The 14,543-nt window shown below is 67.4% G+C and carries 13 protein-coding genes; 9 read left to right on the top strand and 4 right to left on the bottom strand.

Annotation, left to right across the window (positions count from 1 at the left end):
* Window positions 1-231: 231 nt before the first annotated feature.
* From OHA77_RS26760 to OHA77_RS26745, 4 genes are all read left to right on the top strand, one after another.
* A complete protein-coding gene (locus OHA77_RS26760; RefSeq protein WP_406312192.1) occupies window positions 232-1,347 on the top strand; it encodes a trypsin-like serine peptidase in 1,116 nt (371 codons plus the stop codon).
* 316 nt (window positions 1,348-1,663) lie between these two features.
* Window positions 1,664-3,220 carry a trypsin-like serine peptidase gene (locus OHA77_RS26755; protein ID WP_406312191.1) on the top strand — a complete coding sequence of 519 codons (1,557 nt, stop codon included), beginning with the start codon at window positions 1,664-1,666 and terminating at the stop codon, window positions 3,218-3,220.
* 207 nt (window positions 3,221-3,427) lie between these two features.
* Entirely contained in the window at window positions 3,428-4,606 is a 1,179-nt protein-coding gene (locus OHA77_RS26750; RefSeq protein WP_406312190.1) for a trypsin-like serine peptidase, read from the top strand.
* Between the two features lie 601 nt (window positions 4,607-5,207).
* Window positions 5,208-6,725: a hypothetical protein gene (locus OHA77_RS26745; RefSeq protein ID WP_406312189.1), complete on the top strand. Its 1,518-nt coding sequence runs from the start codon at window positions 5,208-5,210 to the stop codon at window positions 6,723-6,725.
* 162 nt (window positions 6,726-6,887) lie between these two features.
* On the opposite strand, the gene OHA77_RS26740 is transcribed toward OHA77_RS26745, so the two are convergent.
* Window positions 6,888-8,246, bottom strand: a complete 1,359-nt coding sequence (locus tag OHA77_RS26740) for a hypothetical protein (protein WP_406312188.1) — start codon at window positions 8,244-8,246, stop codon at window positions 6,888-6,890.
* 326 nt (window positions 8,247-8,572) lie between these two features.
* A complete protein-coding gene (locus OHA77_RS26735) occupies window positions 8,573-9,763 on the bottom strand; it encodes an NADP-dependent malic enzyme (protein WP_406312187.1) in 1,191 nt (396 codons plus the stop codon).
* A gap of 200 nt (window positions 9,764-9,963) precedes the next feature.
* On the opposite strand from OHA77_RS26735, the gene OHA77_RS26730 reads away from it, so the two are divergent.
* Window positions 9,964-10,569 carry a CGNR zinc finger domain-containing protein gene (locus tag OHA77_RS26730; protein ID WP_406312186.1) on the top strand — a complete coding sequence of 202 codons (606 nt, stop codon included), beginning with the start codon at window positions 9,964-9,966 and terminating at the stop codon, window positions 10,567-10,569.
* Here the strand turns inward: OHA77_RS26730 and OHA77_RS26725 are convergent.
* The gene (locus OHA77_RS26725) at window positions 10,536-10,841 is read right to left on the bottom strand and encodes a S24 family peptidase (RefSeq protein ID WP_406312185.1); all 306 of its coding nucleotides are present in this window, start codon (window positions 10,839-10,841) and stop codon (window positions 10,536-10,538) included. The genes OHA77_RS26730 and OHA77_RS26725 overlap by 34 nt on opposite strands.
* Window positions 10,842-10,929: 88 nt before the next feature.
* On the opposite strand from OHA77_RS26725, the gene sodN reads away from it, so the two are divergent.
* The 3 genes from sodN (at window position 10,930) to OHA77_RS26710 (ending at window position 12,822) form a co-directional block, all read left to right on the top strand.
* Entirely contained in the window at window positions 10,930-11,331 is a 402-nt protein-coding gene (gene sodN / locus OHA77_RS26720) for a superoxide dismutase, Ni (protein ID WP_326825465.1), read from the top strand.
* Between the two features lie 268 nt (window positions 11,332-11,599).
* A complete protein-coding gene (locus OHA77_RS26715; RefSeq protein WP_406312184.1) occupies window positions 11,600-12,025 on the top strand; it encodes an anti-sigma factor in 426 nt (141 codons plus the stop codon).
* Window positions 12,026-12,042: 17 nt separating this feature from the next.
* Entirely contained in the window at window positions 12,043-12,822 is a 780-nt protein-coding gene (locus tag OHA77_RS26710; protein ID WP_221465310.1) for an RNA polymerase sigma factor SigF, read from the top strand.
* Window positions 12,823-12,977: 155 nt separating this feature from the next.
* Here the strand turns inward: OHA77_RS26710 and OHA77_RS26705 are convergent, their stop codons facing one another.
* A complete protein-coding gene (locus OHA77_RS26705; RefSeq protein WP_406312183.1) occupies window positions 12,978-13,361 on the bottom strand; it encodes a hypothetical protein in 384 nt (127 codons plus the stop codon).
* Window positions 13,362-13,453: 92 nt separating this feature from the next.
* On the opposite strand from OHA77_RS26705, the gene OHA77_RS26700 reads away from it, so the two are divergent.
* Window positions 13,454-14,404 (top strand): diacylglycerol kinase family protein, encoded by a 951-nt coding sequence (locus OHA77_RS26700; protein ID WP_326825467.1) that lies wholly within the window; start codon window positions 13,454-13,456, stop codon window positions 14,402-14,404.
* Window positions 14,405-14,543: the final 139 nt, after the last annotated feature.

Raw genomic sequence — 14,543 nt, 5'->3', positions numbered from 1 at the left:
AGCCGTTGCCTGCGAGGTCGGCGAAGCCGCGCCAAAGCATGCTCTACCTGCGGAAATATCCATCCGTTAAATCATAACAATTGGTTATTCAAATAACAGGACGGCATCGGACGGAACCATTCCATATCCTTTCTCGTCAGTTAATCGCCGATATCTTGATCGATTCAGTAACGTTCCGATCGTTTTCCCGGCCAGGGATGTCCCGTCCCCGCCGAGAACGAAAGGAGCCCCATGAATTCCCGAGCACGGCGCCTCACGATCCCCCTCACCGGCGTTCTCATGATCGCCGGAGTGATCGGCGCCACCACCGGTGCCGACGCCGGCACCGCCCCCGACGACGTGGTCAGTTCGGCCGCTTCGGAGACCCCCGCCGAGGCCACCTCCTTCTGGTCGCCCGAGCGGATGCGCAAGGCCACCGACGTGACCGACGGCCTCGACCTCGGCGTCAAGGGCGGCACGGCCGCCACCACGACCGGCCCCGACGGCAAGGCCGGGGCGGTCGCGCCGACCGGAGCCGGGGGTGCCACGTCGGCCAAGGGCAAGCAGGTCAACCTGCCCAACACCGTCGGCCGGATCTTCTTCACCCTGCCCGGCGCCAACCCGCTGGCCCCGGCGAGCTGGAAGTACTGCTCCGGCAGCTCCATCCAGGGCAAGTACCGCAACCTGGTCGCCACCTCGGCGCACTGCGTCTACGACGTGAAGACCAACCAGTTCTACGACAACTGGGTCTTCATCCCGTCCTACTGGGACGGTGACCAGGCGTGGAACGGCAAGAACCCCTATGGCGTCTACGCCGCCAAGTGGTTCAACGCGCACGACGACTTCGTGGTGCGGGAGGACTACGACTACGACTACGCCTTCGTCAACGTCGGCTCCGGCTCCAAGGTGAGCTGGGAGAAGGGCGCAGGCGGCACGTGGAAGCCGATCGTCAAGAACGTCGGCCGGCTCGGTGACAACGTCGGCGGCCAGGGCTTCGCCTGGAACCAGAAGGTCAAGAGCGCGGTCTTCTCCTTCGGCTACCCGGCCGGCCCACACCCCGACGGGGACAAGCCCTTCACCGGCCGCACCATGAAGTGGTGCTACGGCACGACCGGCGCCATGCCGGCCGCCCCGAAGTACAACCTCCAGGAGCACATCGGCTTCAAGTGCGCCTTCACCTCTGGCGCGAGCGGCGGCCCCTGGCTGCTGAAGTACAAGAACTCCAGCCGGACCGGCTACCTCAACGGCGTCAACAGCGTCACGTGGGACACCGACAAGAACGACCGCTACGACAAGGTCTCCTCGCCGTACTTCAACGGCGACACCTACCGGGTCTACAAGGTCGCGGCCAACCGCTGGACCAAGTGACCGCACCCCATCGGCCGGCCGCCGGAACGTCCGGCCGGCCGGCCTGACGAGGGGTCCGGCCCTCCGCGGCCGGACCCCTCCGTTCCCACAGGTCAGGGCCGTCTACGGCAGACATACGGAGAACCGGCCGAACAGAGTCAGATCAGACGTTGATCTTGAAAGTTCGGTTCCATGGTTTTAGTAACGAAAACATAACGGTCCACTCGTATGCCCGATTTAGCGCCCTTTAACCGTTCTTTGCCTAGTACGGTCTCCACTTGTCTCTTTACGTATGCGTGGGCCGTCCCGAGCGGCCCGCGGCAAAGAAGGAGCTAGATTGAACTCCCGAGCCAAGCGCCTGGTCCTCCCTCTCGGTGGTGCCCTCGTGGCCACCACCATGATCGGCGCACCCCTCGCCGGCGTGGCTCAGGCCGCGCCCGCGCCCGACGTCAAGTCGTCGGCGCTCACCTCCTCCGGTAACGCGAAGGCCATCGCGGGCTACTGGAACTCCACCAAGCTCAAGTCGGCGAAGAGCTACGTCAGCGACTCCACCGTCTCCGCCAAGCTGTCGAAGACCGGCGCCGCCAAGGCCGCCGCCGACGGCAAGCCGGGTGTCGTCGCCCCGACCGGCGAGGGCGGCAAGTCCGCCGGCCAGTCCAAGAACCTGAACCTGCCGATCACCACGGGCAGGGTCTTCTTCGTCGACGGCAAGGGCCAGGAGCGCTACTGCTCCGGTACCTCGGTGCAGTCGAAGTACCGCAACCTGGTCGCCACCGCGGGCCACTGCGTCTACGACACCGACACGAACAAGCCGTTCGACAACTTCGTGTTCATCCCCGGTTACTACCAGGGCAAGGCTCCCTGGGGCATCTACGTCGGCGCCAAGGTCAACACCCACGACGACTTCACCGTCTACGAGGACTACGACTACGACTACGCCTTCGTCAACGTCTACGACGGCATCAAGCAGCAGGCCGAGAAGGAAGTCGACTACAAGACCTACAAGGCGCACGTCGACAAGGGCGGCGTGGGCCGCGAGGAGCCCAAGACCGTCGACCTCGAGACCTACGACAGGTGGACCCAGAAGGGCGGCCTCGGCAAGGTCGAGAACATCTCCTCCGACGACGAGGTCGGCCCGCAGTACAAGGGCGCCCTCGCCATCGCGTCCGAGGTCGACAAGTGGGCCTGGGAGAAGGTCACCGGCGACGCCTACGGCCTGAAGGACGACAAGGTCACCCTCAAGGGCAAGACGCTGGACCAGGACGACTGGCCCAAGAGCGGCTCCAAGCTGGAGTCCCGCGTCGAGCAGGTCACCAAGTCCGAGTACGACGACTACAAGGGCCTGGCCTACAAGAAGGTCGACGACAAGGGCAACTACACCCTCACCCACTACTACGTGGTGAAGTACATCAAGAAGACCGCGTCCGTGAAGTACGTGATCTTCCGTCACTACATCACCACCGTGGCCTCCGCCGGCCGTCTCGGCGACAACGTCGGCGGCCAGGGCTTCAGCTGGAACCAGAAGCTCGGCAAGAAGGTCTTCACCTTCGGCTACCCGACCGGGGCCCACCCCGACGGCGACCGCCCGTACTCCGGCCAGACCATGAAGTGGTGCTACGGCACGACCGCTGCCGCGCCCGTCGTCTCGGCCTTCAAGGCCGAGGAGCAGCAGGCGATCAAGTGCGCCTTCACCCCCGGCGCCAGCGGTGGCCCCTTCCTGCTGCAGTACAAGAGCAGCAAGCGGACCGGCTACCTCAACGGTGTCGTGAGCCTGACGCTCGACAGCGACAAGAACAACCGCTACGACCGGGTCACCACCCCGTACTTCAACGGTGACACCTACGGCATCTACAAGCACGCCGCCAACCTCTGGACCGGGAAGCTCCCCTCCTGAGGCACGGACGTCGTGAGCGCGGAGGGGTCCCCACCACGGGGGCCCCTCCCCGCTTTGACGGGGTACTTATGCCTTGTAGGACAGTCTTCATCGGATAACGGTGTAGAGCAGACTGACCAACTGAGCTGCCCAAAACCCAGTTGATCTGGAAAAATAACCTCCTGTATCCCCTGTTCACCTCCTGATCCCCCGAAGGAAGCGGCCCTCATGTCCCCCCGCGTACGGCGGTTCGCGACCACCCTCGGCGCCCTCGTCGCCAGTGGTGTGCTCGCGCTGTCCGCGTTCGCCGGAGCCGCCGGGGCCGACACCACCTACTTCTACGCGGCGCCCAACAGCATCACCTCCATCACGCTCACCAAGTCGAGCGCGGACATGAAGCGGATCGCGGAGTACTGGAGCCCGAGCAGGATCAAGGACGCACAGGACAACACACCGGCCATGCCCGGGGCCAAGCCCAGCAGCGGCAGTACCCCATCGACGCCCGCCTCGCCCACGCCCACGCCCACCGCCACTACCGCGGCCGCGGGCGGTGCGACCACGACCGCCGCCGTCACCCCCGCTCTGGCATACGGCAGCGCCGCCATGTCCTCGACGACCGTCCTGCCCACCCTCCCCCGGAAGACCCCGCCGACCGCCGGCAACTCCCCGATAACGGTCGGCAAGGTGTTCTTCAGCATCGGCGGCAAGGACTACTGGTGCTCCGCCTCGGCGGTGGCGTCCAAGAGCCGGAGCCTGGTCGCCACGGCCGGGCACTGCGCCTACGACGCCAAGCAAGGCAGGCACGCCGACCACTGGATCTTCATCCCGGGTTACGACAGAGGTGACACCCCGTACGGGATCTACGTCGGCCACTCGCTCAACCTGCACGAGGACTTCGTCGGCAAGGGCGACTACGACTACGACTACGCCTTCGTCAACGTGCACGACGGCTTCAAGTGGAAGCCGGGCAAGACCGCGGGCAGCTACGAGATGGAGCCCGTGGGCAGCCTGGAGGACAACGTCGGCGGGCAGGGCCTGGCGGTCAACCGCGGCATCAACCAGTCCACCCTCGCCTTCGGCTACCCCGCCGCACCCCAGATCGACGGCAGCCGGCCGTACGACGGCCAGAAGCTGAGGTCGTGCGTCGGACGCACCAAGCGAAGGACGGCACCCACCTACCTGGTGGAGAGGGGCATCGCGCTCAACTGCCAGTTCACCGGCGGAGCGAGCGGCGGCCCCTGGCTGGTCAACTACAACCCCGCCAACGGCCTGGGCTACCTCAACGGCGTCAACAGCTTCGCCTGGGACACCGACGTCGACCGGAAGTACGACCTGATCTCCTCGCCGTACTTCATCGCGTCCACCTACAACGTCTACCGGTGGGCGGACAGCCAGCAGGCGAAATGACCTCCTGAAGACCATCCGGCCCGAGACGAGGGCCGGACCCCTTTCTCTCACCCACGGGACCCGGCAGCCGCCGGGTCCCGTGCGCGTTTCCGGGGTCATGGCGGTGTGACGGGCCGCCCAGAGGAGCTGTCGGCCTCGCTCCGAGGCCGTTCCCTCAGTCGGGTCCGGGGATCTTCACCGGCCGAATGTGCGGCCCTTCAGAGGCGTACAGCCCCTGATTTCAGGGCCTTCTGGGGCCCTGGAGCCATAGCTCGGCGGCGGATCGTGCGCGTTAGACGTGGCTTCGGCCAGATCGGTGCCATTGATCTCGTGTGATCTGCGTCACATCATTGTGGTTACCGAACGTACCGGGGCACTCACACCACATCGGTCACATTTACAACAGCCTTACGCCCATCTGCGGAAACGCGGCCCTTCGCCGTCAACCGCGACAAGGGCTTCACGGTCGTTCAAACATCACGGAAGAGTCACGGCCGGGCGCATGGGGTTCTTACCCGCCAAAGCGGCTTCGATTCTCAAGATCCGCACTGTATGTTTCTGGCTATCCCTTTACTGACGCATGGGACGCAAGAAGCGTTCCACATCAGACCAAGGAGTTACCTTGAAGCGCATCCTCCTCCCCGCCGGTGGCGCCATCCTGGCCACCGGTCTGCTGGCCGCCGGTCTGGCCGGCACCGCCAACGCCAACCCCGACTGGGCGTCTGACACGCTGGCCAAGGACGCTCCGGCCGCCGTCGATGTCGCCAAGTTCTGGCTCGGCGTTAACGGTGCCACCAACAACCTGGCCAAGGCGACTCCCTACACCTGGGAGACCACCGCGGCTCCGGGCCTGAAGGCCGGTGGCGGTTACACCCCCGACGGCAAGCCCGGCTCCGTTCTCCCCACCGGGGAAGGCAAGACCACCACCTCCGTGGTGAAGAACATCAACCTGCCGCGCACCATCGGCAAGGTGTTCTTCGTCGACGCCGACTCCAAGCTGAAGTGGTGCTCCGCCACCTCGATCCAGTCGAAGTACCACAACCTGGTCGCCACGGCCGGCCACTGTGTCTACGACGACAAGAAGAACGCCAGCGTCATGGACAACTGGGTCTTCGTGCCCGCTTACTACCAGGGCAAGACCCCTTACGGCGTTTACGTCGGTAAGACGGCCTACACCCACTATGACTACAGCGTCTTCAACGACCGCGACCGCGACTACGCGTTCGTGACCGTGTACAACGGCATCCAGATCGGCGGCGGCAGCGCCAAGGAAGTCAAGAAGAGCGAGTACGACGCTTTCAGTGGCGCCAAGTTCACCAAGGACACGGCGATCTCCGAGGCTGAGTACAAGAAGACCGTTGACCTGAACGGTGGCGAGTCCGCCGACGCGTGGGCCAAGGCTGACACCATCAAGGACCCGGTCGGCCCGGACTACCCGGCGGCCGTGAAGGTTCTGCAGGAGGTCAGCAAGGACGCCTACGACAATGCCCCCACCGGGCAGAAGAACGGCGCCAAGGCTGAGGCCGCCAGCGGCAAGTCCGAGTTCGTCACCAAGGCGGAGTACGAGGCCTACACCGGCCCCGGCTACCGCAAGATTGACGCCAAGGGCAACTACACCATCACCAAGTACTTCGTGAAGTACTGGGTGAAGGAGACCCAGGTCAAGGGTTACTTCAAGACGACCTTCTACGTCGTCGACGGCTTCATCAAGGACACCGGTGCCCTGGGCAACGCTGTCGGTGGCCAGGGCTTCACCTGGAACCAGAAGACCGGCCAGACGGTCTTCGTCTTCGGTTACCCGGCGGACGCTCACCCCGACGGCAACAAGGCCTACACCGGCGTTACGCCGAAGTGGTGCTACGGCAAGACCACCGGCAAGGTGTACGTCTCCGCGGCCGAGAAGGTCGAGGAGCACGTTGGCCTCAAGTGCTCGATGACCCCGGGTGCCGACGGCGCTGCGTGGCTCGTCAAGTACAACAACAGCAAGCGTCTTGGCTACGTCAACGGCGTGACCAGCCTGTTCGGCGACCAGGACAAGAACGGTCGCTACGACCTCAGCACCTCCGCCTACTTCGATGGCGAGACCGCTGCGGTTTACAACCAGGCTGCTGCTGTGTGGTCCGGCTCGATCGTCAAGTAGTCTTGATGATCAGCTGAGTCCGGGGTCCAAACCCGAACTCACCCTGCTTCACCCGAAGGGCCCGGCTCGCGCCGGGCCCTTCGGCCTTTTGTCCGGGGCTTTCTCCCGCGTGCTCCTGGAACGTCAGATCTCCCGCAGGGCGTCAGCTCCTCCCGGAGAACATCAGGCGATGCTGAGCTCCCGGCTCCGCTCCTTCAGCTCCACCACGGCCGGCTCTCCCGCGAAGGGGTCCAGCCGCCGCCGCAGGTCCGCCACGTACGACTGGGTGCGGACCGACTGCAGGCCCCCCGCCAGATCCAGCGCCTGGCCTGCCGCCGCGCAGGCCCGCTCCAGCTCACCGCACTGGAGCAGCCCAGCCGAGAGCAGCGACAGGTTGAACATCCGCCCGCGGACATAGCGCCCGTCCATGTCCAGCGACCGCGTCGCATACCGTACGGCCCCCGGCCCGTCGCCCAGGTCGCGGAAGCAGTGCGCGAACTTGGCCGACAGGTAGGCCTCGTCGAAGTAGGCGATCCAGTCGGGCTCGTCGCCGCTCGCCCGCCGGTCGAAGGCCAGCTCCGCCTCGTGCAGGGAGTCCGCACAGGCGGCCCGGTCGTCCATCAGGGCGTGCGCGTGGCCCTCCAGCACGTGCGCCTCGGCCAGCAGCGCGAAGACGCCGGCCCGCCGGGCCGAGAGCTGGGCGGCCCTCGCCAGGTCGAGGGCGTGCGCGGGCTGTCCGATGTACAGGGCCTGGTGGCTCATCCCCGCGAGGATCTCCCCGCCGAACCCGTGGTCCTCCGCTCCCCTGGCCAGCCGGAGCGCCTGGATCAGGTAGCGCTGGGCCAGGCCGTGCTGCTCCAGGTCGTAGGCCATCCACCCGGCCAGCCGGGTCAGCTCGGCCGCCGCGGACGCCAGCAGCCTGCCGGTGTTCCCGCTGTAGGAGCCGTCACTGAGCAGCGGCGCGACCGCGGTGTCCAGATATTTCACCACCGCCGAGCGGACCCTGCCACCGCCGAACCTGTTGTCCAGCTCGCCGAAGGACCGGGTCACCTCCCGGATCGCGGCGATGTCGGCCGTCCCCACCCGCCGGGCGCCGCCCGCGGCGGGACGGCTCTCCAGGGGGAGGGTCAGCCAGCGCAGGGCACCGGTGGAGCCGGCCCCGACCGCGAAGGTCGAGTCGATCAGGAACCTGCGTCTCTCAACGTCTCCCCGCCACAGTGCCGTCACGGTCGCGATGCCCTCCTGCCATGTGTGGGTGAACTCCTGTCCGAGGTCGAGAGAGGTCGGGACGACCGGCAGGCCGAGGTCCTCCGAGCTGACCGACCTGCCGAGCCGGAGCGCGAAGATCTCTGCGAGCAGTCCGGGGACCGGATCTCTCGGCCGCTGGCCGCCGATCCAGCGGAGGACGGAACTGTGGTCGTACTTCAGGCCCGGGAGGCCCCGGGAGACACCGAGATCGTTGATCTTGCGGGACAGTCCCTTGTGGGTGAAACCCGCTTCGGCGATGAGCCGCTGGAGTAATCGGTTGGGTTCGCGTTTCATCGCATTCCTATCCGCTTTCCTCACCGTGAGAGTTGCCGGGGTGCCGGCCGTATGCCGTGCCCCGTGCGCCCGTATCCGCCCCTCGTTGCACACGCTTGCCCGGATAGGTGACGGAGAGCTTTGTTTATAGCACGATCCGTGACTGTTTTTTGGGTTTCCCGCAACACGACGAAGACGCCCCCACCCGGTCGGGCGGGGGCGTCTTCGCAGACGGGTCCGGAACTCTTCGCGGGCGGCCCCGGAAAGCGGGCGGCTCCGGAAAGCGAGCACTCCCAGAGTGCGGGCGGCCCCAGAAAACGAGCAGTCCCGGAAGCGGATACGGCGGGTCAGCGGCGGGCGACTCCGTCGACGCGGGCCTGCGCGGCGACCGCGGCGACGACCGCCGGGGCGACGCGCTCGTCGAACGGACTGGGGATCACGTAGTCGGCCGACAGGTCGTCGCCGACCACGGCGGCCAGCGCCTCGGCCGCGGCCACCTTCATGTTCTCGGTGATGGTGCTGGCGCGGACGTCGAGCGCCCCCCGGAAGACGCCGGGGAAGGCCAGCACGTTGTTGATCTGGTTCGGGAAGTCGGAACGGCCGGTCGCCACCACCCGGGCGTGCCTCCTGGCGATCTCCGGGTGCACCTCGGGCTCCGGGTTGGACAGCGCGAAGACGATGGAGCCGGACGCCATCGAGGCGATGGCCCGTTCCGAGACCGTGGAGCCCGACAGGCCGACGAACACGTCCGCCCCGGCCAGCGCCTCCTCGGTGGAACCTCGCAGGGCGGCCCGGTTGCTGTCGCGCGCCAGGGCCTCCTTGACCGGGTTGAGCCCGTCGCGGCCCTGGTAGATCAGGCCCTTGGAGTCGGAGATCGCGATGTCGCCGATGCCCGCGTTGAGCAGGATGCGGCTGACCGCGACGCCGGACGCGCCGGCGCCCGCCACCACGGCCCGCAGGTCGCCCAGCGAGCGGCCGGTCAGCCGGGCCGCGTTCCTGAGCGCCGCCAGCACCACGATCGCGGTGCCGTGCTGGTCGTCGTGGAAGACGGGGATGTCCAGGAGCTCGCGCAGCCGGTCCTCGACCTCGAAGCAGCGGGGCGCGCTGATGTCCTCCAGGTTGATGCCGCCGAAGGAGGGTGCGAGCCGTACGACCGTCTCGACCAGTGCGTCCACGTCGGTGCAGCCGAGGCAGATCGGCACCGCGTCGACCCCCGCGAACTCCTTGAACAGCAGCGCCTTGCCCTCCATGACGGGCATGGCGGCGGCGGGCCCGATGTCGCCGAGCCCGAGCACGGCGGTGCCGTCGGAGACGACGGCGACCACGTTGGACACCCAGGTGTAGTCGTTGACGAGCTCGGGCCGCTCGGCGATCGCGGTGCAGACCCGGGCCACCCCCGGGGTGTAGGCGAGCGCCAGGTCGGCGGCGTCGCGGACCGGGACGGTGGAGCGGACCTCCAGCTTGCCGCCGCGATGCAGGGCGAAGGCCGGATCCAGGTCGAGGGTTTCGGGCGAGACGGACGATGGTGTGACAGCCACAGCGACCCCTGTAGTTCAGTCAGGCAGACGGACGGTTCCTTAGACGCCGTCGCGGACGTGACCCGGCTTCGGTAGCCGCTCGGGGCTCGCTCGCTGAGAACGGTCGTCTGGCGGGGGCACGGGGGTCACCCGCTGGTCGATTGTGCCACATCGTGAGACTCCGGCCGATGACGGAGAGATGACAAGGCGGCTTAGTTTCAATGCGTGGTGCCGATCTCGCCGCCCGTGTAATACTCGGGGCTTCATTCATCACTTACATCGACGGGTCGCCGGTGGATCTGACCTCCTATGCCGAGCTGGCTGTACTGCTCATCAACAGCCCCGACCGGCTGACCGGCCTGGACGGGCTCCGTTCCCTCCTTGAGGAGGGGCGCCGCTACCGTCCCGGCTGCCGTATCACCCGGGGCGACCTCGACGCCCTGCGCGATCTGCGCGAGGAGCTCGTGACGGTGTTCGCGGCCGCGGCCGGCGGCGACGAGCAGGACGTGGTCGACCGGCTCAACTCGCTGCTGATCCAGCATCCGGTCCAGCCGCAGATCTCCGGCCACGACGGCGAGCGCTGGCACCTGCACCTCACCGAGGGCGGCCGGATGGCCGACCAGTACGCCGTGGGCGCGGTGATGGGCCTGGCCACCATCGTCACCGACCTCGGCGTGGACCGGCTCGGCCTCTGCCAGGCGCCGCCCTGCCGGCGGGCCTATCTCGACACCTCCTCCAACAGGTCCCGGCGCTACTGCTCCGAGCGGTGCGCCAGCCGGGCGAACGTGGCCGCCTACCGGGCCCGTAAGAAGGTCGGCGGCCAGTAGCGCAGCGCCACCCGGCCGACCAGCGCCGACGGGGGCAGGGCGCCGAAGTCCCAGCTGTCGCGGCGGCCGGGGGCCCGCTGGTTGTCACTCTCCAGCCACCAGCCGTCCGCCGCCTTCCAGGCGGCCCGCTTGACGATCAGCAGTGACGGGTCGGCCGGGAGCCGGGCGACGACCAGGTCCCCCGCCCGGATCGGGGCGCCGCGCCACACCCAGAGCCAGTCGCCGGGGCGCAGCGCGGGCAGCATCGAGTCCCCTTCGACACGGACTCTCACAGGGCGCAGCCCCCTCCCACACGGGTTTCGAAGACGAGTAAGGTCGTTACTGGACCAGCTGATCTCAGCATCAAGGAAGGACTTTCCGATGCTCGCACGACTTATGCGCCCCAAGCACATCGCGTCCGCGCACTGCGACCTGCCGTGTGGCGTGTACGACCCGGCTCAGGCCCGCATCGAGGCCGAGTCCGTGAAGGCCATCATGGAGAAGTACGCCGCGAACGAGGACCCGATCTTCCGTTCCCGCGCGCTCACCATCAAGGAAGAGCGGTCTGAGCTGGTCAAGCACCACCTGTGGGTGCTGTGGACCGACTACTTCAAGCCCCCGCACCTGGAGACCTACCCGCAGCTGCACCAGCTCTTCTGGGACGCCACGAAGCTGGCCGGCGCGGCGGGCGGCAAGGGGACGGTCGACGTCGCCAAGGCCGACGAGCTCCTGGGCAAGATCGACGAGATCTCCAAGATCTTCTGGGCGACCAAGGCCGCCTGAGCAGATCGTCGCGGAGGCGCGCCGCCGACCCCGGCCCGAGAAGGCCGAGGGTGGCGGCGGGCGGACGACGAGGCGGTGCACGCAGGTGCGGGCACCGTCGCGGGCCCCGTGAGGAGTGCCGCCGCACGGGGCCTGACCTGTTGAGATGTCCCATTGAGGTGTCTTAGTGGGTTCTTGAGGTGTTCAAATCGTCCGGATCGCGAGTCCAATTGGGCCAACCACCCTCTCGGGGCTGTAGGTTGCAGTCAGCGACTCTGCGAGGAGGAACGTGACCGAACACACCGAGACGCCGGCGGTTGATATGGGCGGGATCCGCGACGTGGTGACCGTCCGGCTGCCGGCCGCGAGTGCCTATCTTTCCGTGCTGCGTACGGCGACCGCCGGACTGGCCGCACGGCTGGACTTCACGCTTGACGAGATCGAGGATCTGCGGATCGCGGTCGACGAGGCGTGCGCGATGCTGTTGACCCAGGCTGTTCCCGGGACCGATCTGACGGCCGAGTTCGAGCTCAGCGGTCAGCTGATGCAGGTCCGGGTCGAGGTCAGCACGGTGGGCAGTAGCGCGCCCAAGCGCGACGACTTCGCGTGGATGGTGCTCACCGCCCTGGCTGACGATGTGGATGCCGTAACCGACTCCCCCGACCGCATGGCGATCGTGCTACGCAAGCGCCGAGGCGCAGCGAGGCCGGCGTGACGGAAAGGACTCGTGCCATGGCCGCCAGCGATCACGCGGTGCCCGACCGGGTGCGCGCGCGCCTGCTCTTCGCGGAACTGGCGGAGTTGACCCCCGACGACTCGAGGCGCCAGCGCATCCGTGACGAGCTCGTCGAGCTCCATCTCCCCTTGGTGGAATATCTCGCCCGACGGTTCCGCAACCGGGGCGAGTGGCTTGACGATCTCACCCAGGTCGCCACCATCGGCCTGATCAAGTCGATCGACCGCTTCGATCTGGGCCGGGGGGTCGAGTTCTCCACCTACGCCACCCCGACGATCGTGGGCGAGATCAAGCGGCACTTCCGCGACAAGGGCTGGGCGGTCCGCGTGCCGCGTCGTCTGCAGGAGCTCAAGCTCTCGCTCACCAAGGCGATCAGCGAGCTCTCCCAGCGCGAGGGGCGTGCGCCCACGGTCGGGGAGCTCGCGACGTTCCTCAAGATGACCGAGGAGGAGGTGCTCGAGGGGCTGGAGTCGGCCAACGCCTACTCGACGGTCTCCCTCGACGCGCCCGACTCCGGTGACGACGACGCGCCTGCGGTGGCCGACTCCCTGGGCATCGTGGACGACTCCCTGGAGGGCGTCGAATACCGCGAGTCGCTCAAACCGCTGCTCGAACGGCTGCCGCCGCGCGAGAAGCGGATCCTGCTGCTGCGGTTCTTCGGCAATATGACCCAGTCGCAGATCGCCACCGAGCTGGGCATCTCGCAGATGCATGTCTCCCGGCTGCTGGCCCGGACCCTCGCCCAGCTCCGTGAGGGGCTGACGGCGGAGGACTGAGCCAGGCCCTGTCCCGTGGTTCTCGTCATGGCGAGGATCCGGCCGGGTGGTGCGTCGCACGACGGAACGAGCAGCCGTGGCCCGCTGCGGCGACCGACGACGATGCGACGCACCGCCCGGCCGATCGCGACAGGGCAGGATCCGGGGGACGGGGCTCAGTCCCTGTCGCCGTAGAGCTGGTCCCCGTAGAGGATCTGGGTCGTCTGCGGGGAGAGCAGCGCGACCACGCCGACCACCGCCACGGCGATCAGCGGGATGCCGATGAGCTGCTGGCCGGACTGGATCAGCGTGATGGCGACCACGGCGGAGAAGATCTGCGCCAGCACGCCCGGACTCCGTGTCCACCGTTCGGACCGGAGCATCCCCCAGGCCACCCAGAGCAGGCCCGCGCCGACGAGGATCCCGAATCCGGCGACGAAGAGCGAGCTCAGCACATCGACGGGACGGCCGATCACCGTCTCGATGCCGACGTATCCGCCGAGCAACAGGCTGGTGACGCCTTCCAGCCCCAGGATGGCGGCGGCGACGGTGAGGGTCATCGGGCGATTCGACACATCCCAACCCTATCCCCGGGGCCCCTCGGTCGGGTTTCCCCAGTCCGGGGGGCGATATGGGCGGATACTCTGACGTCATGCGCGCGATGCTCCTGGTGAACCCCAAGGCGACGACGACCAACCGGCGGACGCGGGACGTGCTCATCGGGGCTCTCAGCGCCACCATGAGCATCACGGTCGAGGAGACCGCCTACCGCGGGCACGCGGCTCTGCTCTCGCGCAAGGCCCACGCCTCGGGATACGACGTGGTGGCCGTGCTCGGCGGCGACGGCACGATCAACGAGGCGGCGAACGGCCTGCTCGACGCGGAGGACGGCCGGGGCGGGGACGCGACGGGACGGCCGGCCCTGCTGGTGATCCCCGGCGGCAGCGCGAACGTCTTCGCGCGGGCGCTGGGGCTGCCGAACAGCACGGTCGAAGCGGTCGGCGCGGTGCTGGAGGCGATCCGCGACGGCCGGCGGCGGACCGTCGGACTGGGCCAGGCGCTATGGAATGACGAAAGCCGATACTTCACGTTCTGTAGTGGCCTGGGGTATGACGCCGAGGTGATCCGTGCGGTGGAGGGCATGCGCGGCACCGGCCGCAAGGCCACCCCCGCGCGCTATGTGAACACCGCGTTACACCACTATCTCTCGACCGACAAACGTCACGCCGCGATGACCGTCGAGGGACCGGGCGTGCCCCAGGCCGAGAACGTCTTCATGGCGATCATCTCCAACACCTCGCCCTGGACCTACGTGGGCTCCCGGCCGATCTGCCCGACCCCGTGGGCGAGCTTCGAGACCGGCCTTGACCTGCTGGGACTCCAGCGCCTGGGCGTGCCGTCGATGCTCCATCTCATGCCCCAGATCACCGGGGACCGCGACACCCTGCCCACCGGCCGCCACCTGGTGCAACTCCATGACGAGAAGGAGTTCACGCTGACCGCGGAACGCCCGGTGGCGTTCCAGCTCGACGGCGACTACCTGGGCGAAGTCGAGCGGGTGACCTTCCGATCTATCCCAGACGCGTTACAAGTTTTGGTCTAGCTCGTTACATGCGGTCATTGTGTGACGCATCCGACATGCATATCCGGCAAAACGTTCTCCCAAACCTCTTGCATGTACTGAGCGTGGCTGACAATCTCAACATTGACGTCGGAACGTAGGACCTTTGAGCGACCACCTC

It is taken from the genome of Streptosporangium sp. NBC_01639 (assembly GCF_045209755.1).
Classification (GTDB): domain Bacteria; phylum Actinomycetota; class Actinomycetes; order Streptosporangiales; family Streptosporangiaceae; genus Streptosporangium.
This window is presented reverse-complemented; position numbering and strand designations above follow the sequence as displayed.